This is a genomic window from Collinsella sp. AF05-9 (assembly GCF_003465595.1).
Classification (GTDB): Bacteria; Actinomycetota; Coriobacteriia; order Coriobacteriales; family Coriobacteriaceae; genus Collinsella.
Genome location: NZ_QSBB01000032.1, coordinates 485 through 20,981, shown reverse-complemented (window position 1 = coordinate 20,981; position 20,497 = coordinate 485). Strand labels below are relative to the sequence as shown.

The 20,497-nt window shown below is 64.6% G+C and carries 21 protein-coding genes, 1 tRNA gene and 1 pseudogene; 4 read left to right on the top strand and 19 right to left on the bottom strand.

Translation table 11 applies throughout. The features are described from left to right. The 4 genes and pseudogenes from DWV43_RS10205 to DWV43_RS08425 all read left to right on the top strand — a co-directional run. Nucleotides 1-456, top strand: a pseudogene (locus DWV43_RS10205) (lantibiotic ABC transporter permease); the annotation flags it as partial. A gap of 16 nt (nucleotides 457-472) precedes the next feature. Beyond that, nucleotides 473-634, top strand: a complete 162-nt coding sequence (locus DWV43_RS10200; RefSeq protein WP_158569858.1) for a hypothetical protein — start codon at nucleotides 473-475, stop codon at nucleotides 632-634. 45 nt (nucleotides 635-679) lie between these two features. Beyond that, nucleotides 680-1,342: a response regulator transcription factor gene (locus DWV43_RS08430; protein ID WP_117817341.1), complete on the top strand. Its 663-nt coding sequence runs from the start codon at nucleotides 680-682 to the stop codon at nucleotides 1,340-1,342. A 26-nt stretch (nucleotides 1,343-1,368) separates the two neighbouring features. Continuing rightward, complete coding sequence (locus tag DWV43_RS08425) at nucleotides 1,369-2,766, top strand: sensor histidine kinase KdpD (RefSeq protein ID WP_117817342.1); 1,398 nt, start codon at nucleotides 1,369-1,371, stop codon at nucleotides 2,764-2,766. Nucleotides 2,767-3,372: 606 nt separating this feature from the next. On the opposite strand, the gene DWV43_RS08420 is transcribed toward DWV43_RS08425, so the two are convergent. From DWV43_RS08420 to DWV43_RS08330, 19 genes are all read right to left on the bottom strand, one after another. Beyond that, nucleotides 3,373-3,449, bottom strand: a tRNA-Pro gene (locus tag DWV43_RS08420). Nucleotides 3,450-3,529: 80 nt separating this feature from the next. Continuing rightward, nucleotides 3,530-4,744: a bifunctional phosphopantothenoylcysteine decarboxylase/phosphopantothenate--cysteine ligase CoaBC gene (gene coaBC / locus DWV43_RS08415; RefSeq protein WP_233539214.1), complete on the bottom strand. Its 1,215-nt coding sequence runs from the start codon at nucleotides 4,742-4,744 to the stop codon at nucleotides 3,530-3,532. Nucleotides 4,745-4,746: 2 nt separating this feature from the next. Continuing rightward, entirely contained in the window at nucleotides 4,747-5,466 is a 720-nt protein-coding gene (locus DWV43_RS08410; protein WP_117817343.1) for a zinc ribbon domain-containing protein, read from the bottom strand. Further along, nucleotides 5,463-6,272: a Nif3-like dinuclear metal center hexameric protein gene (locus tag DWV43_RS08405; RefSeq protein ID WP_117817344.1), complete on the bottom strand. Its 810-nt coding sequence runs from the start codon at nucleotides 6,270-6,272 to the stop codon at nucleotides 5,463-5,465. Before DWV43_RS08405 ends, DWV43_RS08410 begins: the two co-directional genes overlap by 4 nt. Beyond that, nucleotides 6,269-7,447, bottom strand: a complete 1,179-nt coding sequence (locus DWV43_RS08400) for a cysteine desulfurase family protein (RefSeq protein WP_117817345.1) — start codon at nucleotides 7,445-7,447, stop codon at nucleotides 6,269-6,271. Before DWV43_RS08400 ends, DWV43_RS08405 begins: the two co-directional genes overlap by 4 nt. 6 nt (nucleotides 7,448-7,453) lie before the next feature. Beyond that, complete coding sequence (gene rpe, locus DWV43_RS08395; RefSeq protein WP_117817346.1) at nucleotides 7,454-8,125, bottom strand: ribulose-phosphate 3-epimerase; 672 nt, start codon at nucleotides 8,123-8,125, stop codon at nucleotides 7,454-7,456. An 18-nt stretch (nucleotides 8,126-8,143) separates the two neighbouring features. Then, nucleotides 8,144-9,151, bottom strand: a complete 1,008-nt coding sequence (locus tag DWV43_RS08390) for an NAD(P)H-dependent glycerol-3-phosphate dehydrogenase (protein WP_117817347.1) — start codon at nucleotides 9,149-9,151, stop codon at nucleotides 8,144-8,146. Nucleotides 9,152-9,160: 9 nt separating this feature from the next. Next, a complete protein-coding gene (plsY, locus tag DWV43_RS08385) occupies nucleotides 9,161-9,844 on the bottom strand; it encodes a glycerol-3-phosphate 1-O-acyltransferase PlsY (protein WP_117817348.1) in 684 nt (227 codons plus the stop codon). Next, on the bottom strand, nucleotides 9,837-11,171 hold the full coding sequence (gene der, locus DWV43_RS08380) for a ribosome biogenesis GTPase Der (protein WP_117817349.1): 1,335 nt from the start codon (nucleotides 11,169-11,171) through the stop codon (nucleotides 9,837-9,839). The genes plsY and der overlap by 8 nt, the downstream gene beginning before the upstream one ends. Before the next feature lie 10 nt (nucleotides 11,172-11,181). Further along, nucleotides 11,182-12,624: a DUF512 domain-containing protein gene (locus DWV43_RS08375; protein WP_117817350.1), complete on the bottom strand. Its 1,443-nt coding sequence runs from the start codon at nucleotides 12,622-12,624 to the stop codon at nucleotides 11,182-11,184. Nucleotides 12,625-12,626: 2 nt separating this feature from the next. Continuing rightward, nucleotides 12,627-13,523, bottom strand: a complete 897-nt coding sequence (locus tag DWV43_RS08370) for a 4-hydroxy-3-methylbut-2-enyl diphosphate reductase (protein WP_117640881.1) — start codon at nucleotides 13,521-13,523, stop codon at nucleotides 12,627-12,629. Nucleotides 13,524-13,525: 2 nt separating this feature from the next. Beyond that, nucleotides 13,526-14,254, bottom strand: coding sequence for a lysophospholipid acyltransferase family protein (locus tag DWV43_RS08365; RefSeq protein ID WP_117640882.1), 729 nt, complete (start codon nucleotides 14,252-14,254; stop codon nucleotides 13,526-13,528). A 3-nt stretch (nucleotides 14,255-14,257) separates the two neighbouring features. After that, complete coding sequence (cmk, locus tag DWV43_RS08360; protein WP_117817351.1) at nucleotides 14,258-14,944, bottom strand: (d)CMP kinase; 687 nt, start codon at nucleotides 14,942-14,944, stop codon at nucleotides 14,258-14,260. Nucleotides 14,945-15,010: 66 nt separating this feature from the next. Next, a complete protein-coding gene (locus DWV43_RS08355; protein WP_117817352.1) occupies nucleotides 15,011-15,976 on the bottom strand; it encodes a pseudouridine synthase in 966 nt (321 codons plus the stop codon). Further along, entirely contained in the window at nucleotides 15,963-16,691 is a 729-nt protein-coding gene (gene scpB / locus DWV43_RS08350) for an SMC-Scp complex subunit ScpB (RefSeq protein WP_117817354.1), read from the bottom strand. The genes DWV43_RS08355 and scpB overlap by 14 nt, the downstream gene beginning before the upstream one ends. An 11-nt stretch (nucleotides 16,692-16,702) precedes the next feature. Then, entirely contained in the window at nucleotides 16,703-17,512 is an 810-nt protein-coding gene (locus tag DWV43_RS08345; protein WP_117817356.1) for a ScpA family protein, read from the bottom strand. Between the two features lie 84 nt (nucleotides 17,513-17,596). Continuing rightward, nucleotides 17,597-18,280 carry a site-2 protease family protein gene (locus DWV43_RS08340; protein ID WP_117817358.1) on the bottom strand — a complete coding sequence of 228 codons (684 nt, stop codon included), beginning with the start codon at nucleotides 18,278-18,280 and terminating at the stop codon, nucleotides 17,597-17,599. A gap of 9 nt (nucleotides 18,281-18,289) precedes the next feature. Next, nucleotides 18,290-18,586, bottom strand: coding sequence for a hypothetical protein (locus tag DWV43_RS08335; protein ID WP_164473297.1), 297 nt, complete (start codon nucleotides 18,584-18,586; stop codon nucleotides 18,290-18,292). Beyond that, the coding region (locus tag DWV43_RS08330) for an ABC-F family ATP-binding cassette domain-containing protein (RefSeq protein ID WP_233542729.1) at nucleotides 18,573-20,497 on the bottom strand (1,925 nt) is incomplete at its 5' end. The genes DWV43_RS08335 and DWV43_RS08330, both read right to left, overlap by 14 nt.

Here is a 20,497-nt window from a genome sequence, read left to right as displayed (position 1 = left end):
CTGGCCGTGGCGCTCGGCGTGTTCGGGGCCGTGCTCGCCGTCGCCGGGCGCCTGCCGCTCGGGCCCGCTCCGCTTGCGGCCGCCTGGGCGGGCATCGTGCTGGGCAGCCTGCCCCTCTACGCGCTGGGGCTCGGCGTGGCCCTGCGCCTCGGCCGCAACGCCGCCATCGGCGGCGGCGCTGCGGGTATGCTCCTCGCGTTCTTCTCAGTGGGCGGGCTTGCGCACGGCCTCATGACCGGCGAGCTCACCGGTGCCCTGGCGACGCCCCTGGGCTGGGTGCCGCTCGCCTGGCCCGCGCGCCTGGGGTCGCTCGGGGTGGAGGCCTTCATCGACGCCGCACGCGCGGCGGGCCCTCTCCTTACGACTGCGCTCGCTGGCCTCGCCCTCACCCTAGCAGCCGCCGCCGTCCTTCTCGCCTGGTTCTGCCGCTTCGAGGACGGGAGGGCAGATGCGTAGGAGGCCGCTCGCCGCCATGCTCGCCCTCCTCTCCGCAGCGCTCCTTCTGGGCGGGAATGCCCTGCTCGACGCCGGCTGGGGGGGGTCGGCGCTGCGCTCGATCGCCGACCGCGTGCTGCCCAACCCTGAGATCGTCATGTTGACGCCCGCGGCTGCGCGCAGGGCTCTGGACCGCTGAGCGCGGCGCTAGTACAATTCCGACGAGAGTTTCAGGAGGTCTAACATGGCGAGGATACTGGCAGTGGATGATGAACGGGCGATCCTCGACGCTCTCGCGCGCGTCCTCGGCCGCGACGGCCATGAGGTCGTCAGGGAGGCGGACCCGACGGCGGTCCCGGGGATGGACCTCTCGCGCTTCGACCTCGTGCTCTGCGACGTCATGATGCCGGGGCTCGATGGCTTCGAGCTCGTGCGGCAGATCCGCCCGGACTTCGACGGGCCCATCGTCTTCCTGACCGCTCGCGTGGCCGAGGAGGATGCTGTGGCCGGCTACGGCCTGGGCGCCGACGACTACGTCCGCAAGCCCTTCGGGGCCGCGGAGCTGCGCGCCAAGGTCGCGGCCCATCTACGCCGTGAGTGCCGGCCGCGCTCGCACGCCCTCTCCTTCGGGGAGGTGCGGATCGACCTCGGGGCGCGCGGCCTCGCCGTGGGTGGCGAGGCCGTGCCGCTCACGCCCACCGAGTACGCCATCTGCGAGTACCTCGCTCGTCACCCCGGGCAGGTCATGAGCCGCGCGCAGATACGCGAGGCGGTGCTCGGCTGGGAGAGCGACGCCGACGATGCGGCCATATCCATGCAGGTCAGCCGCGCCCGGAGGAAACTCTCCGAGGCCGGCGCCGATCCGATCGCGACCGTCTGGGGGATGGGGTACAAGTGGCAGCTCTGAGGATCGGGGCGCGAGGTCGCGGGGGCATGCCGCTCTCCTTCGTCATCGCGCGCTACTTCGCCTACGCGTTCGCGGCGGTCGCCACGGCGTGGCTTGCCTCGTTCATGGTGCTCTCCGTGGCGATCAACGCGGGCTATGTCTACGAGGCAAGCTGGGGGCCGGCCAATGCGCGCGATGTCGCGGAGGGCCTGGCACGCGACGGCGTCTGCGGGCAGCAGGACGTGCCGACGGCCTACCGCTACCTCATCCTGAACAAGGACGGAAACGTGATGATGACAGACCTCGAGGGTACGCGGCTCGAGGATGCGACGGAATTGGCCAGTACGGCACTCGCCGCGGATCCGGGCACAGTGGAGATCGAGGGCGGGGGCTCGGGCCTCACCTACGCTGCGTTCCCGCTCAAGGGCGGCGGGGCCTGCGCACTCGTCAGCGAGTACCTGCCGCAGTGGGTCTCGCGCGATCTCGCCAGCCTGCTTCCCAACCCGCAGAACCTCATGCTCGTCGGCGCCGCTGTGGGAAGCGCGCTCGCGCTCGCGCTCGTGGCGCGCCGTGCGAGCCGCGTGATCTCGCGCAAGATGGCGCCGCTCGCGGAGGCGGCGGGGCGCGTTGGCGCGGGGGAGCTCGACTTCGCGGTCGGCAGCACCAACGTGCGTGAGGTGAACGACGTCCTCGCCGCGATGGACGCCATGCGGGCCTCCCTCGCCGAGTCGCTCGAGGCCCGCTGGGCCGCGGAGCGGGGGCAGCGCGAGCAGATGGCGTCGCTCGCCCACGATCTCAAGACGCCGCTTACCGTGCTGCGCGCCAACGCCGACTTCGTGGCGGAGGAGCTGGAAGACGAGAATGACAGCGACCTCTCGGCCGCCGCGCGCGACATAGCCGGCGGTGTCGAAAGGCTCGACGGCTACGTGCGCTTGCTCATCGAGGCCTCGCGCGGGTCCGGCGGGGCGGAGAGGGCCCCCATGCGGCCGGCCGAGCTCTGCGAACAGGTCCTCGCCGAGGCCGCCCAGATCGCCCGGGCGCGAGGCGTGACGCTCGACGCGGCCACGGGCCCCGCTGTCGCGGACGCGCCCGAGGCCCCGCTCGACCGAACCGCCCTGGCGCGAGCCGCCGCGAACCTCGTGGCCAACGCCGCCGAGCACGCGCGCTCGCGTGTGGCGGTCTCCTGCGACGTCGCGGGCGGACACCTCGTCATTGAGGTGGCCGATGACGGACCGGGCTTTTCGCCCGCCGCCCTCGAACGCGGCTGCGAGCGCCTCTTCACAGACGACTCGTCCCGCTCCTCGCGCGACGGAGGCCGCCACTACGGGCTCGGCCTCCACGTCGCCTCCGAGGCCGCGAGCGCCCACGGGGGCTCCGTCTCGCTCGCCAACAGCCCCTCGGGCGGCGCGGTGGTCACCATCGCGGTCCCCCTGTGCGGGATCTGACGACTTCCTCGTCGTCTACCTCGACTGCGATATGTCGCTCGCCGAGGCCGCGACGAGATGGTGTTGCGTCTGCTCCGCTTGGTGCTTCTAGCTCAAATTTGATCTGATGTAAGGCCCGTGCAATCCTGCATGGGCCGTTCTTTTGGCAATTGCTCGACCGATTCGTGGCTTGAAACACAAATTATCGAGTTAAGGAGACATGGGGTCACACAGCGGCTCTCAGAGCGCCCGCCGCACTCCCCCGCCATTGCCCTGCGGCGTCCTCGTATAGAGCCCATCCTGCTTGGCGTTTCGTTGCAACAGCCCACTTGTCCACCGATCAAGTGAACTACTGGAATAAATACAGCGACACGCTTGTCCGTTATAGTCGCTATATCTGTGTTAATCGCCGCGATAAATACAGTCTGTACTCGGCTGCATACCAGCTACGCGTATGTAGATTCATATCGCGTTAATAAATCGGCTTAAGCGCGTGTAAAACGCGCAAGTAGCCGCAAAAGGCGATTATCACGTAGGTAGATTTTTGGCACCCTGTTGATTAATCAAAATAAAGCAATTGCTTAAAACAAAAAAGGTCAGGCACTAGGTGCCTGACCTGCAAACTTCTGGTCGGGACGACTGGATTCGAACCAGCGACCCCTTGACCCCCAGTCAAGTGCGCTACCAAGCTGCGCCACGTCCCGAAGCTTTTGTTTGTTGCTCTGCTCTCGCTCGCAACAGGGAGTATATTAACCCGAAACTTTAGACTTGTGCAAGAACTTTTTTACAAATTTTGAAGCAAGTCCAAAATTGTATCTGCGAGCTGGAGTTTTGTTAGTACGGGAAGTTCCTGCGTACCCGCTGTACTCACAATCCAGGCCTTGTTCGTGTCGGTTCCAAAGCCCGAATCGGCGCGCGAGACATCGTTGGCGACGATCGCATCGCATCCCTTGCGGGCCAATTTACGCTCGGCGTACTCGACGACGTTATCAGTCTCGGCTGCAAAGCCGATTACGAGGCGATCGCCCTTTTGGCGTGAAAGTTCGGCCAAGATGTCAACGGTCTCGACGAGCTCGATTCGATCCAGGCGCTCGTTGGCCTTTTTGAGCTTATGGTCCGCCGGGGCCGCCGGCGTGTAGTCGGCGACGGCGGCGGCGCAAATGGCCGCGTCGGCCGTCTGGAAGGCGCTCAGCGCTGCCTTGAGCATTTCTGAGGCGGTCTGTACGTGCACGCACTCCACACCGCGGGGAACGTCGAGCGATGCCGGTCCCCGCACGAGCGTGACGGCGGCACCGCGGCGAGCAGCCTCCCCTGCCAGGGCGATACCCATCTTGCCCGAAGAGCGGTTGCCAATGAAGCGTACGGGGTCAATCGGCTCGTGCGTGGGGCCGGCGGTAATCACGATGCGCTTACCCGCTAAGTCCTGCGGCACGGGATTAAGCACCTCGTAGACGGCCTCGACGATGTCCTCGGGCTCGGTCATGCGCCCCGTGTCCACATCGCCGCAGGCAAGGTAGCCGCTGCCCGGACCCACCACGTGCACGCCGCGGTCGCGCAGCGTGGCCATGTTGGCCTGCGTCGCCGGCGCCTTCCACATGCCGTTGTTCATTGCGGGTGCGATCACGATGGGCCGCGGCGTTGCCAACAGCGTGGTGGAGATGAGGTCGTCGGCGATGCCGTTGGCCATCTTGGCGATGATATTGGCCGTCGCGGGCGCCACGACCACCAAGTCGGGTTCCTGCGCCAGCGAGATATGGTGGATGGGGTCGGAGGGGTCGTCGAATAGGCCCACAGCGACCGGCTCACCCGTGAGCGCGCGGAAGGTGAGCGGCCCCACGAACTCCGTGGCATGCTCGCTCATAACGACCTTGACGCGCGCGCCGCGCTTTTGCAGCAGGCGCACGATATTGCACGACTTATAGGCGGCGATCCCGCCGGTAATGCCCAGCAGGATCGTTTTTCCCTCAAGTTGCATTGAATTGTTGGATGCCGCCGTCATCGCTAGGCTTCCTTGCTCGGGAGTACCAAGAGGCGGTGGCAGTACGGGCAGTGCGTAATCTCGCTACCGTCGTGGTTGAGGTCGCTCATGGACGATGCCTGCAGCGCGGTGTGGCAGACCGTGGGGATGTTGCCCTGGATGGTCTCGACGGCCAGCCCGCGGAACTGCTTGAGCAGGCGCTCGTAGTCGGTGAGCACGTCGGCCGGTAGCGTAGCGGCAAGCGCGGTGCGCTCCTTCGTGGCGGCGTCGATCTGAGCCTGCAGGTCGGCAGCCTTGGCGCGGGCGGCCTTGGTATCGGCCTTCACGCCCTCCTCGAACTTGGCGATGATCGCCTGCGCGCGGGCCTCGCGGTCGAGCGCCTCCTTATGGGCGACAACGACGTCCTTGCGGGTGTGCTCGATCTTGTCCAGACGCTTGGCCAGGGTGGCGAGCTCATTCTCCAGGTCCTGAACCTCGCGGTAGTCGGAGCCGTCGACGTGACGCTTCTTGGCGGCCTCGATGGCGTTGTTGGTCTGAATCTCGGTGGTGTTGAGATCGTCGAGCTCAATGTCCAGGTCCTTGCGCAGGGCGTAGAGCTTGGTCATCTCGGACTTGAGCTTCACATAGGTCTTGCGCTTGGAAGCGAGCTCCTTGAGCTCCGGCATATTGGCAAGTTCGCTCTTGTTGCGGGCGAGCTCCAAATCGATCTGTTGCAGCTTGAGTAGCGTAGCGCCGGCGCTCATAAGTTCTCTCCTTTTGTCACAGTCCACCATTGGCAAGGGTTCAGTATTTTAATCGCATGACGGGGGTCGACCCCGGCGTCAACTGCAGAGTTCATCAATATATCAACGAACGGCTCCTCAGAGCGGTCGTGGCCGAGCAAGATCACCGGCAGCCCGCGCAAGGCAAGATCCTGGGCCACGTGGTAGCCGGCCTCACCGGTCACGATGACATCTGCACCGGCGGCAATGGCAAGCTCACCAAAGTCGCCCAGGGAGCCGCCCAGAATGGCGACGGTGCGGCACGGGCGCTCGGCTTCGCCCCATACGCGCGGGTCGCTGCCATAGGCTGTGGCGGCACGGTTGGCGAGATCGCGCAGGCTGCAGACGTCGTGGAGGGTCGCGAGTGCGCCCAGTCCGGTGAGCTCAGGCGCGTCCATATGTTCCAGCGAGCTCATGGGCTCAGCGCCCAGCAACTCACTCAGGCGAATGCGCGCTTCGTGCGAGCGGTCCAGGTTGGTGTGGAGCGATATGATGCTCACGCCGCAACGGGCCGCCTCATAGAGCGCCGCGCTGCACTGGGGGCGTGCGGAATCCGACGGACAAAACGCCTCAGGCGCCTTGATGTAGATAGGATGATGCGTCAGCAGCACGTTGGCACCGGCATCTTGTGCACGGCGAACATTAGCTTCGGTCGCATCGAGCGCGCAGGCCACGCCGGTAATCTCGGCGGCAGGGTCGCCCACGGAGAGCCCTACATGATCCCAGCCCTCGGCGTCCGTCTTGGGATAGCGCGTCAGCAGAGCGCGCTCAAGGTCGGCGACGATCATGCCGCACCCACGATCGACAGCAGCGCTTGGGCAAAGTCGTCCAGGTCAGCTGGGTTCACGCGGTCATCGAAGGAGATGCGCAGGGCACCCAGCGCCTGCTCGCGACCGATGCCCATCGCGCTCAAAACGTGGCTGGGATCCATGCTGCCGCTCGAGCAGGCCGATCCGGCCGAAACCTCAAAGCCGGCGGCGTCGAGCTTGATGATGAGCTCCTCGGAGTCCATTCCGTCAATGTAGATCGAAACCATACCCGGCAGACGGTCGGCATGCACATAGTCGCCCATCGTGGCGTGAATGCGAGGATGGGCCGTAAGCGTAGCGTAGAGCTTATCGGATAAGGCCTGCAGCGTTGTGCGCTCCTGGGCAACATTCGGCAACAGCGCGGAAGCGGCAGCGGCAAAAGCCAGCTGCGTGCGCAGGTCCTGCGTTCCGGCACGACGGCCGGCCTCCTGTCCGCCGCCAAAGATGCGCGGGCGCAGCGGCGTGCGGCTCTTAAGGTAGAGCGCGCCGGATGCCACGGGGCCGCCAATCTTGTGCGCTGCAACGGTCATAGCGTCAACTCCCAGCTCGGTGACATCGAGCGGAATATGTAAGTAGCCCTGGATGGCATCGGTATGAAACAAGGCGCCGGCAGCATGTGTGGCGGCGGCAAGCTCGCGGATGGGCTGCACCACGCCGGTCTCGTTGTTGGCAACCATGATGCTCACGAGCGCCACGTCGTCTGCGAGCAACTCGGTGAGCGCGGCAGGCTCAATGTAGCCCGCACGGCAGGGCTGCACCAGGTCGACGGAAAAGCCGGCGGCGCGCAGCAGCGGCAGGTTGTCCAGAATCGAATCGTGCTCGATGGCCGAAACGATGACACGGTCGCGCTTGCGATCGTGCTGACGAGCGCCCTCGGCAAGACCGAGGAGCGCCAGCTGGTTTGCCTCGGTGCCGCCGTTGGTCAAAATGATCTCGGACGGGCGGACGCGCGCACCAAAGCTGCGGGCAATCTCGCGACGTGCCACTTCTAGGCGCGCAGCGGCCTTGCGGCCAAGCGAATGCAGCGAGTTGGGGTTGACGCCGGCAAGCTCGCTGTCATCGTACTCGCGCTGCGCAAGGAGCGCCTCGGCGCGCATGGGCGTCGAGGCGGCATAGTCAAGATTCACGGGTATGCGGTTTTGACCTGCGGTCATAAGGGTTTATGCCTCCTGTGCGGCCTCGTTGCCCAGCTTCTGCAGCAGCGCAACCTCGGCAGCGGGATCTTCGGACTTAAATACGGCGGAGCCGGCCACGAGCACGTTGGCGCCGGCCTTGACGACCTCGGCGATGTTCTTGGAAGAGATACCGCCGTCGACCTCGATCAGGGGCGACACGCCGTGGCGCTCGCACATGGCCTTGAGCTCGTGAAGCTTTGCGATGGTGCCCGGGATAAAGCTCTGGCCGCCAAAGCCGGGGTTCACGCTCATCAGCAGCACCATATCGACGACGTCGATGATGCTCTCGAGCACGCACACGGGGGTGGCGGGGTTGAGCACCACGCCGGCCTTGACGCCGAGCTGCTGCAGATGCGTGAGCGTGCGGTGCAGGTGCGTGGAAGCCTCGTAGTGCACGGTGATCATGTCGGCACCGGCGTCGGCGTACCAATCGACCGTCTCGTCGGGGTTCGTCACCATGAGGTGCGCGTCGACCGGTACATCGGTGGAGCGCTTGACGGCCTTAAGGATGTCAACGCCAAAGGTGAGGTTGCCGGTAAAGTGACCGTCCATAACGTCGAAGTGCACGTAGTCGGCACCGGCGATCTTGTCGAGTTCGCCCTTGAGGTTGGCCATGTCGGCCGAAAGGACAGACGGAGCGATTTTAATGGAACCCATGGTAGAAGCCTTTCTGCGCTAGTCGGTGAGTCCGTAGAACTCTTGAGAAGGGACGCGATCGGTGAGAATCTCGAGCGCCCTATCCAAAGTAACACCGTTGTAGAGCGTTTGCTCCACGGCAAAGGTGAGCGGAATGTCTACGCCCAGTGAACGGGCAAGCTCACTGACGCTGCGGGCCGCGACGGCGCCCTCGACCACCATATGCGTACGTGCCTGGTACTCGTCGAGCGAGACGCCGTGGGCAAACTCGTAGCCAAAGGTGCGGTTGCGCGAATGCTCGGAGGTGCAGGTGGCAATGAGGTCACCCATGCCGGCAAGACCCATGCAGGTCATGGCTTGACCGCCGCGGGCGTGAACCAGACGGCTGATCTCGGCCAGGCCGCGCGTCATGATGAGGGCGAGCGTGTTGTCGCCCGCGCCGGTACCGGCGGAGATACCGCACACGATGGCGATGACGTTTTTCATGGCACCGCAGACCTCGACACCGGTCATGTCCTGCGACAGGTAGATGCGGAAGGCGGTTGACAGGAGCAGGTCCTTAAAGGTCTCCCCTACCTGCGGATCTTTGCTGGCGATGACGGCGGCGGAAAGCCCACCGCGGCAGATCTCCTCGGCATGGTTGGGGCCCGAGAGCGCCGCCACGCGCGTCTCGTTGCCGATCTCGCTGGCGATGACCTCGCTCATGAGCAGGCCGGACTCGGGCTCAATGCCCTTGGTGAGGCAGAGCACCGGGGTGTCGGCGGCGATAAAGGGTGCTGCATCGTGGCATACGCTTCGCAGGTGCGTGGAGGGCACGGCAAAGATAATGGCGTCGGCGCCGTCGAGCGCCTGGGCCAGGCCCGTCGTGGCGACAACGTTTTCCGGCAGCACGTAGTCCAATAGATAGCGGGGATTACGATGATCGCCGTTAATGCCGGCGGCCGTCTGCTCGCTGTGGGCCCACATGGTCACGCGCTCGGCTCGCGCGGCGGCAAGGCCGGCGACGGCGGTTCCCCAGGAGCCGGAGCCAATCAGCGCAACATTCATGACTCTCTCCTACTTATCGTCGGGCTCGGTGACGCGCTTGGTAAACGAGAGCTTGGACTCCTTACCGCACGTGAGCTTTTTGATATTCGAGCGATGGGCCCACACCACGGTGATGCCGATCATCGCCATGCAAAACTTAAGACCCAGGCTGCTGTACGGAAAGACCGCGCAGGCAGCGATAGGAAGACCGATGGCGGCGGCAAGCGAGCCCACCGACACATACTTGGTGATGGCGACGGCCACGATAAACATGCCCAACAGCGACAGGCCAATGGGCCAGTACCAGGCAAGAATCACACCCAAGCCCACGGCGATACCCTTGCCGCCATGGAAGTTGAGATAGGGAGAAAAGATGTGTCCCCACACGGCAGCGAGGCAAATGACGCCGAGCATCCAGTCGCCGGGGGCTCCAGGCGCCATGATGTTCTGCGGAAAACCATAGCCCAGATCGGCGATAAGCGGACGGGCGATAATGACACAGATGGCGCCCTTAAGGCAGTCGAGCAGCAGCGTGAGCGCGGCCACCTTGGGGCCGGCCACGCGCAGCGCGTTGGTGGTGCCGATGTTTCCGGAGCCCGCCTTGCGAATGTCGGTGTGGTTGAACACGCGGCCCAGGATCAGGCCAAACGGAATCGCTCCGATAAAGAACGAGACCACGGCGCAGATGGCGGTCAGCAGAATCGGATTATGCATCCTTTTGCTCCTTCTTCCTAAAGAAGAGTCGGATGGGCGTGCCGGCAAAGTCGAAGGTCGAGCGCATGCGGTTTTCGACATAGCGCTGGTAGGTGTCGTTGACCAGGTCGCCGTGGTTGACGAAGAACGTGAACGTGGGCGGGTTGATGCCCGTCTGGGTCACGTAGTGCATGCGCAGGCGGCGCTTGCCGTCCACCACGGTGTGGCCAAACTCGCGCAGGTCGGTGAGGAACGTGTTGAGGCGCGAGGTGGAGATCTTTTGCGAACGCGTCTTCTCGGCAGCGTCGACCATGGCCCAGATCTTCTCGACGCTGCGGCCGGTCAGGGCCGAGATGCGCAGGTACTGAGCCCAGGGAGCCATGACACCCAGACGGCGGTCGACGGTCTCCATGCAGGCCTCGCGCTTGCGGTCATCGTCGAGCAGGTCCCACTTGTTGAGCAGCACCACGATGGCGCAGCCGCGCTCGATGGCCAAGCCCATGACCTTCTGGTCCTGCTCGGTGACGCCCACGGAGGCGTCGACGACGAGCAGTGCCACGTCGGCGCGGTCGATGGCGCGCAGGCCGCGGACCATGGAGTAGTACTCGATGTTCTCGTACACGGTGCTCTTCTTGCGAATGCCCGCGGTGTCTACCATGCGGTAGTGCTTTCCGTCACGCTCGACGACGGTGTCGATGGCATCGCGCGTGGTGCCGGCGATGTTGGACACGATGGAGCGGTCGGCGCCCAGGATGCGGTTGAACAGCGAGGACTTACCGGCGTTGGGGCGGCCGATGATGGCCACGTTGAGCGCATCGGGGAACTCGTCGGCGACCTCATCCTCTTCCTCGGGGAGCAGGGCCACGATGTCGTCGAGCAGGTCACCCGTGCCATGGCCGTGCAGGGCCGAGAGCGGCGTGGGCTCACCGATGCCGAGCGAATAGAACTCCCAGATGTTGTCGTTCTCGCGATCGGGGTTATCGAGCTTGTTCACCAGCAGAAAGACCGGCTTGTCCGAGCGCTTGAGCATGCGGGCGACCGACTCATCCTCCTCGGTGACACCGGTGCGGCCGTCGACCACAAACAGGATGACGGCGGCTTCCTCGGCGGCGGCGAGAGCCTGGTCGCGGATGGACGTGGCAAAGACGTCGTCGCTCTTGAGCGGCTCGATGCCGCCCGTGTCGACGATGGTGAACTCGCGGCCGTTCCAATCGGCCGTGTGATACGAGCGGTCGCGCGTGACGCCGCGGGACTCGTGGACGATGGCGTCCGAGGTCTGGGCCAGGCGGTTAACGAGCGTGGACTTGCCCACGTTGGGGCGACCGACGACGGCGACGATAGGTTTCATCTGCTCTCCTTTAATGGGTAGGGTCAGCGGAATTAGTAGAGTCGGCAGGCACAATGCCAAGGATATGCTCCAGGGTATCGAGCAGCTCATGCGGCATGGTCGACACCACATGAACCTCGGCGCCGCGACTGGTAAGGCTTGCGAGTAAATCGTCACGATGATACTCGTCAAGCGTCATGCCGTCAGCGTTGAACATGAGCTTAGGCACAAAGAGCATAACCCCCGACAGGTCCTGCGGCAGTTGCTCCAAGATGTCGCAGGCGACGATGAGGCCGGTCACGTCCACGTTGCCGCCAAAGTAGCGGTTTTTGATGGCTGTGACGGTGCCGGCGAGGCCGTGCGGCGATTCCACAAAGCGCGCGACCGTATCGCGCGCGCTGGCGCCCGAGAGGCACAGCAAGCGCTGGCCACGGGCGGCGATTCCCTCGCGAACGCGGGTCAGGCGATCGGCATCGGCGGCGAGCACGTTGTCGGTCTCGTCCAGATAGGAGCGGATCATGCCGATGCCGTCATAGTACTGCGGGTAACCGTCGTAAAAGTCTGCCTCAGGCGGCTCGATGCCGGCGTCCAGATAGAACTCGTCGCTCATCTGGAAGGTGTGGCGGCCAAAGCGCACGAAGGCACGGTCCTGGAAGGGCCGGATCATGGCAATGGTTTCGCGCGCGAGCTCGGGCTGATCGCTGTAGGACCAGCTAAAACGGTTCTGATGCTTGGTAAAACCGAGCGGCACAATTCCCAGGCTCGTGATCTGTTCGTGATCCTCGCAAAAGCGAAGCGTCTTTAGCAGTTCTTCGCCGTCGTTCATGCCGGGGCACAACACGATCTGCGCGTGAATCTCGATGCCGGCTGCCATGATGGCCTCGAGCACGTCCATACCGCGCTGGGCGTTGCGGCCCATCATGCGGCGGCGAATATCGGGGCTCACGGCGTGGACCGACACGTTCATCGGACTCATGTTGCGGTCGATGACGTTTTGCACGTCCTCGTCGGAAAGGTTCGTGAGCGTGACAAAGTTGCCCTGCAAAAAGCTTAGGCGGTAGTCATCATCGCGAATGTAGAGCGTGGAGCGGCCGCCCTTGGGCAGCATCGTCATAAAGCAGAACACGCAGGCGTTGACGCAGGTACGCATGCCGTCAAAGATGGGTCCATCGAACTCAAGGCCCCAATCCTCGCCGGGAAAGCGATCGAGCTCCACGGGGGTGACGGTGCCGTCGCGCGGGTCGAAAACCTCCAACTCGACGGTGTCTTCGTCGGCCTCCCAGAGCCACACGATCATGTCGGTGAGCCGCTCACCGTTGACCGTGAGCACGCGCATGCCCGGCTCGATACCCACATCCCATGCGGGCGATTCGGGACGCACGTTCTTAACGAGCGCGCCCTCACCCGGCTCGGGGTCGCGGCTGCGCCCGTAATCGGCCACCTCGGTGGCGTATGCGGGTACGGTCTGGTCCATGATTAGCGGCAAAGCTCCTTGATGCGCTCAACGGCGCGTTCGATGTGTTCTTGCGGGGTGGAGGCTCCGGCGGTGATGCCGATGTGGCGCGCGTCGGCAAACCATGCGGCCTCGAGCTCGGAAGCTTCCTCGATGTGATGCGTGTGCTCACAGGCATCAGCGCAGATCTGTGCCAGGCGACGCGTGTTGCCCGAGTTCTTTCCGCCCACAACGACCATGCAATCACAGCGGTTGGCGAGGGTTGCGGCTGCCTGCTGGCGCTCGCTCGTGGCTGCGCAAATGGTGTTGATCACGCGCAGTTCCTGCACGCGTGGGGTGATGGAGGCCACAACCTCGGCCAGGTTCTGCGCGGTCTGGGTGGTCTGCACAACCAGACCCACCTTGCCCTTGAGTGGCAGCGCGTCCGCATCGGCAGCACAACTCACGACTTGAGCGTCATCGCCAGCGTGGCCAAGAATGCCCTCGACCTCGGGGTGACCCGGCTCGCCCACGACGATCACACGGTAGCCCTCGCGCACTAAGCGCTCGGCAGCCAAATGGACCTTCTTCACGTAGGGGCAGGTGGCGTCGACCACGTCGAGGGCACGCTCGCGAGCGGCCTCGATTACCTGCGGCACCACGCCGTGAGCGCGGATGATCACGGTGCCCGATGCGGCGTCGTCCAGGGTCTCGGCCAGACCGACGCCCGCCTCGGCGAGCTCGCGTACCACGATGGGGTTATGAATGAGCGGACCCAGTGTGTGGACCTGAGTGCTCTCGTCTGCCTGCGGCGCGGCGGCCAGCGCCATGTCGAGCGCGCGCTGTACGCCGTAGCAGGTGCCCGCGTGGGCAGCGATCTCGATGGTGGGGACGACCTCCTCAGCGGCGGCCGCAGCGGTATTCATGACGTTCTCACCCATGGCTAGAACCTGCCCGGGTGCTCGGCGCACAGGTCGTCGCGCATGGCGTAGACGCGGCCCATGGCCTCGGACTCAAACCAAGACAGGCGCTCCTTGCGCTTGAGCTCGGCCGGAGCATCGGATAGCGAGATGGCCTTGCCGGCGCGGATCCAGCACTTTTTGGGGCGCATGAGCTTTTTGCCCTTAGGCGTAATGTCGGACCAGCCACAAATGGCGAGTGGGTTGACGGGCGCCTTGCCCATCTGGGCGATAAGCGCAAAGCCGCCGTGGACCTCGGGCTTGATCTCGCGCGAGCGGATGCGCGTGCCCTCGGGGAAGATCAGGACGTCCTCACCGCGCTGCAGTGCATGCTGTGCGGCGCGCAGGCACTTCATGTCGGCGGTGCCACGCTCGACGGGAATGCCGCCCACGCGGCTAAAGGCCCAGCGCACAATCTTGCTCTTGGCGAACTCGGACTTAAAAATGGGGCGCACACGGCGGCCGCCAAAGAACAGTGCCGTCTCCACGGCCAGCAACTCGGCCATCGAGGTGTGGTTGCAGATGACCACGCTGCCGCGGCCTTCCTGGCGCTCAAACAGCAGGTCGACGTCTTCGACCTTCCAGCGCCACATGAGCTTGGAGAAGACCCACAGAATAGCCATGACCACGACGACGGTGCCGCGGATGAGCGCCGGGAACTCGGCGTAGGGGGCGTTGTAGTAATCCTCGGGCGTCTGCTTAAACAGGCGCATGGGCTACCTCCTTTGGTTGATGAGGCCCACGATTATCGAGACGACCTCGTCGATGGTGTGGGCGGTGGAGTCGACGTGCACGGCGTCCTCGGCGGGCACGAGCGGTGCGACCGCGCGGCTGCTGTCGAGTTTGTCGCGCTGCTTGAGGGCGTCGAGGGTTTCGTCGACCTCGGTCTCGAGCTGCTCGGTGCTGAGCGGCTGAGCGTCGTTTTGGTGGCGTTGCAGCACGCGACGACGGGCGCGCTCGCGCGGGTCGGCGGTCAGGAAGACCTTGACCTGCGCGTTGGGGAACACGACGGTGCCGATGTCGCGACCCTCGGCCACGATATCGCGGTCCTCGGCGGCGCGTCGCTGATGGATGAGCATGGCGGCGCGTACGCCCGGGTAGGCCGAGACCTTGGAGACATTGGCGTCTACCTGCGGGGTGCGGATGGCAGCCGATGCGTCCGCACCGTCGATGGTCAGGCGCGTGTCCTCGCCGGTGCCGTTGGTAAAGCGGATCTCGATCTGTTCGGCGAGGGCATCGATGGCCGCCTCGTCGTCCAGGTCGATGCCGCGGTCGAGCGCGGCGAAGGTGACGGCGCGATACATGGCGCCCGTGTCGAGCTTGTTAAAGCCCAGCTGGCGGGCGATCTCCTTGGCGATGGTAGACTTGCCGGAACCGGCGGGGCCGTCGATGGCGACGATCATGCAATGCTTCCTTTCGGTGGTTGACGTGCTGGTATGATGCGCGAGCGCTGGGGCTTGGCGGACTGACTAGCCCGTGTAGCGCTCGCGGTAGGTGTTGCGCTTGGGCGCGGAGCCGTGGCTGCCGTGGTGGCGCGTGTGGCTTGCGGGGGTTTCTTGGGGCTTGCCACCGCGCTTGGCGCTGGCCTGCTTGGGCGGGATGCCGCCGGCCTTGAGGATCTGCACCTCGCGATCGGTGAGCTCGCGCCACGAGCCCTTGGCCACGTCCTTGAGCTCCAGGCCGGCAAAGTTACAACGGTGCAGACGGATCACCGGATGGTGGATCTTGCTCAGCATGCGCTTGACCTGGTTTTTGCGGCCCTCGCGGATGATGACCTCCACGGCGGTGGTGCCGGGCTTTACGCCTTGCGGAGCCACGGCCTCGGCCTCGCGTGCGGTAATCACGCGGCAGATCGCCGGCTGGCATAGGCCGTCGTCGAGCTCGATGCCGCGACGCAAAGGCGCCAGATCGGGGTCGGTCAGGTGTCCGTCAACGAGCGCCTGGTAGGTCTTGTAGACGTGCTTGCTAGGGTGCAGCAGGTCCTGCGACAGGTTGCCGTCGGTGGTAAAGAGCAAAAGCCCCGTGGTGTCGCGGTCAAGGCGACCCACCGGGAAGAGCCCCGGAAAGCGGTCGCGCGGGACCAGGTCGGCCACGCAGGGGCGCTCCTGCGGATCGCTCATGGTGGTGAGGTAGCCGGTCGGCTTGTAGACCATCAGGTACACGGCGCCCTGGTTGAGCTTGACAGGCATGCCGTCGACCTCGATATGGTCGCGATCGACGTCGACCTTGGTGCCCAGTTCGGTCGCGACCTGGCCGTTGACGGTCACGCGGCCGGCGGTCATCAGGTCCTCCGAGCCGCGGCGGCTCGCCACGCCCGCGCGCGCCAAAAAGCGCTGTAGGCGCATCGTGTGTGGGTAGACGGGCTGGGCATCGGTCGCGGGCGCGCCCGCGACGCCGGCGGTGCGCGTCTCCCCTACTTCGTTAGTCCTCGTCATGCAAATCCTCCGAGGTCTCGTCGACGACCAGGGTCTCCAAGTCCTCGACTGCCTCAACATCTTCAACATCGGTATCGATCAGTTCGCGCTCTTCGTCCAGGTCTTCGGCCTGCTCCTCAAGCGTGGACTGAATGCTGCGGCCGCTCAGGCGCTCGCGGATAAACTGGCGAGATTGCTCGTCGGGGGCAAATTGCTCCAGATCGGGCAGGTCGCGGGTGGAGCGCAGGCCGAACTTTTCCAAGAAGGCATTGGTCGTGCCGTAGATGATGGCCTGACCGCGCTCGGGGTCGCGACCGAGCTCGCGCACCAGACCCTTGTCCACGAGCGACGCGATGACGCCGTCGGAGTTGACGCCGCGAATGCCCTTTACCACCTCGCGCGTGACGGGCTGGTGGTAGGCGATGACGGCTAGGGTCTCGAGCGCCGCCTGTGAAAGCTTTTGCGTGTCCCAGCTCAGCACATAGGCCTCGACCACATCGTGGTAGGCGGGGTGGGTAAACAGGCGCCAGCCACCAGCGACCTCGCGCAGCTGAAAGCCGCGATTGGCCTCCTCGTACTCAACCTTAAGCTCGGCCAACAGCGACGCGCACTCGCCGGGGGCGATATCCAGCGCACCTGCCAGCGCGGGCGCGCTGACGGGGTCGCTCGACACCAGCAGCAGCGCCTCGAGGGCGCCTTTGAGGCTGTTTGCCTCCAGCGTTGAAAGGGTTGACATGGTTGCCGCTCCTATTCGGTGAGCTCGGGGCCCTCGCCGGGCACGTATGCCTCGGCGCCCTCGACTCGGTTGATGCAGATGGTTCCAAAGATCTCGTCCTGGCTCAGCGTGAGCGAACCGCGTTTGGCGAGCTCGAGCATGGCCAGGAAGGTGACGACGAGCTGCTCGGTGGTGGCGTCGCCGTCCAGCAGCTCGCGGAAGGTGCAGGTTTGGTGCGCCATGGTAAAGCGGTCGACCGAGGCCACCGTCAGGTCGAGCGGCACGCGATGCGGCGCCACGTGCTCGGCCTCCAGTAGGAAGGTCTGGCGCTTGCCGTCCAGGTCTGCGCAGATGACGGCCAGGCCGCGCAGGGTGATGCCGGCCAAGTAGTCGGGCATAAGGCCCAAAAACTCGGGGTCGGGGCCGGCCACGCGCGGATGCATGCGGCTCTCGGCCTGCATGCGCGCGCCAAGGGCCGCCGCCGCGCCTTTAAACTGCTTGTAGGCGATCAAGCGCTGGATCAGGACCTCGCGCAGGGCATCACCGTCGAGAGCACTGAGTTCCTCGAGGTCTTCGTCGTCCTCGTAATCGTCGTCGGTGTTGCGCGGTGCCTCCTGGGGCACCAGCGAGGCGGCCTTAATGTCCAGAAGGGTTGCCGCGACCAGCAAGAAGTCGCTCGCCACGTCTAGGTCCAGCGCCTCGATGCGCTCGGCTTCGGCCAGGTATTGCTCGGCCACCTCGCTAATGGAGATGGCGCCGATATCAACTTTTTGGCGGGTTACCAGCTGCAGCAGCAGGTCGAACGGTCCGCTGTAGACCTGCGTCGACACGCGATACGACATCTTCGACCTCCTTTGACGGCGCCTTCGCGGCGCGGTTTGGGTGCATGTTGCGACCGTTTTGCACGGTCGACCTGTAAGTTTACCCTAGATGCCGGCGATTGCGAAGTCGAGCAGCCGCTCAGCCAGCGGATACACGGTAACGTCGAAATAGCGGCCGATCACATCGATGCCGGTCCACATAGGCAGCAGATACAGCACGATGATGAGTATGGGCATGGCGTATTGCTGCAGATGGTAGTAGTTGGTGAGCGCCTTGCCTTTGAGGAATGGGACGATGATCGACGAGCCATCGAGCGGCGGGATAGGGATGAGGTTAAAGAACGCGAGCGACAGGTTGACCACGATAAACGTGGCACCGAAGTTCATGATTTGGGACGCCACGGCAAAGGACATGCTTGCGTAGAGGTTGCCATACGCTGCGTGCATGAGGGCGGCCGCGAGGCACGCGAGCGCGATGTTCGATGCGGGACCGGCCGCGCTCACCAGGACCTCGTCGCGCTTGGGGTGCTTGAGGTTGTTGAGGTAGACGGGCACGGGCTTGGCGAAGGCGAATACCGGGCCGCCGGCCGCGAGCAAAAGCAGCGGCAGGAGGATGGTGCCAAACGGGTCGATGTGGTTAAGCGGGTTGAGCGAGACACGGCCGCGCGAGCGGGCCGTCTTGTCGCCGAGCGCCCAGGCCGCGGCGGCGTGCGCGCTCTCGTGGATGACAATACCCACGATGACGGCGACAGCGCTTGCAAGCAGGTTCATCAGGTAGCTGTTGGACATGGCGCTCCCCTAGCGGACGCGGCGCGAGGCGCGCGTGAGCAGGTAGTCGGCCACAAACAGGATGACAGCGACGATGGCGTAATCCAGGCGGAAGACGCCGCCAAAGGGCGACGTGATGACGCCGTAGCCGGCGATGGCGCTCGGCAGCGCGCGTGAAAGCTCAACGACAAAGCCTACGATCTGCAGCTTGGCGGTGAGGCCGCTAAAGCACAGCAGCACGGTCATCGCGCTCATAAAGATGCCGCAGATGCGACAGGCGATGGCGATGATGCTCATCGCCACGGCAGCGGCCTTACGAGAGTTCACGCGCGGTCTCCTCTTCGATCTGGGTGGAAAGCTCCAGCCATTCGTCCTCGAGCTTGGGCAGCTCTTGCTTAAGGCCGTTATATTCCCCCAGCGCGGCGTTGAACTTGTCTTGATCGGCATAAAGCTCTTCGCTTGCCATCAATTCCATAAGCTCGTCATAGCGGGCACGCTTTTTGTCGAGCTCCGTCTCGATCTTCTTGAGCTGGTTGCGCACGCCCTTGAGCTTTTTATTGAGCGCGGCGCGGGCTTGGGCCTCGGCGCGCTTTTGCTCCTTGGTCTTTTTGCCCTCGGCAGGCTTGAGGGCGGCGACGGGGGTGTCGGCCTGGGCGGCGCTGGCTTTGGTGGACTTGGCCGTGGCCGGCACACTCTCCGTGGACGCCTCGGCAGCGGCTCGGGCTGCGAGGTCCTCGCGCTTGTAGAGGTAGTAGTCGTAGTCGCCGTCATAGACTGTAACCTTGCCATCGCGGATGTCGATCACGCGGTTGGCCACGGCGCGCACCAGGTGCTCGTCGTGGCTGATCAGCACGATGGTTCCGGGGAAGTTTTGCAGGGCGTTCTCGAGCATATCCACCGAGTCGATGTCCAGGTGGTTGGTGGGCTCGTCCAGGCAAAGGAGCGCCTCGGGGGCCACGAGCATCTTTGCCAGGGCCAGACGCGCCTTTTCACCGCCGGAGAGGACGCGTACCTGCTTTTCGATTGCGTCGTTGTCGCTAAACAGGAAGGCACCCAGCAGGCTGCGCTGCTGCGGCACGGTCCACTTGGGCGTGACGCTGTCGATCTCTTGCAGGACGGTGTTGGACTCGGTCATGCCCTCGAGCGCGTGCTGGGCATAGTAGGCGACGCCGACGTTGGTGCCCAGATCGCGGGTGCCGGTGGTGGGCGGCTCCAGGCCGGCGAGGATCTTCATGAGCGTGGACTTGCCGGCGCCGTTGGGGCCGACGAGCGCCACGTGCTCGCCGCGGTAGAGCTTGAGGTCGATGTCGCTGTAGATGTGCTTGTTGCCGTAGGACTTGGAGACGCCCTCCAGGCCCACGACCATGTCGCCCGAGCGCGGCGGGTCGGGGAACTTAAAGTCGATGTGCTTGTGGCCCTCGGGTAGGATGACAAGCTCCTTTTTGATCTGCTCGATCTTGCGGATGCGCTCCTGGGCCTGGGCTGCCTTGGTGGGCTTGTAGCGGAACTTGTCGACGAAGACCTGCATGTGGGCGATGTCGCGCTCCTGGGCGGCACGCTTTGCGCGCATCTGCTCCAGGTTGTCCTCGCGCTGCTTGAGGTAGCTGCTGTAGTTGCCGGTGTAGGTGGTTACGCGGCGGTTCTCGAGGGCGGCGACGTGGTCGACGCAGGCGTCCATGAAGGCGCGGTCGTGGCTGACGATGAGGACGGCGCCGTCGTAGTTGGCGATAAAGCCGCGCAGCCACTGGACGCTTTCGAGGTCCAGGTGGTTGGTGGGCTCGTCCAGCAGCAGCAGGTCGGGGTGGCGCAGGAAGAGCTTGGCGAGCGCGATGCGCATCTGCCAGCCGCCCGAGAACTCGGAGCATGGGCGCTCAAAGTCAGTGACCTTAAAGCCCAGGCCGGAAAGGATTTTGCGGGCGTTGCTCTCGAGCTCGTAGCCGCCCAGGTGCTCAAAGCGGTCCTGGACCTGGCCGTACTCGTTAAGGAGTGCGTCGACGTCCTTGCCCTGCTCGGAGAGCTCGGTGATTTGGGCCTGCAGTTCGTTGGCGCGCTCGCCCATGCGGCGGATTTCCTTGGCGGCGGCCATGACCTCGGCAAGGATGGTGGTGTCCTTGTGCTCCAGATTAGTTTCCTGCTCTAGGTAGCCCACCTGGCAGTCTTTGGCATACTGGACCTGGCCGGCGTCGGGGCTGTCGATGCCCATGATGATTTTGAGCATGGTGGTTTTGCCGGCGCCGT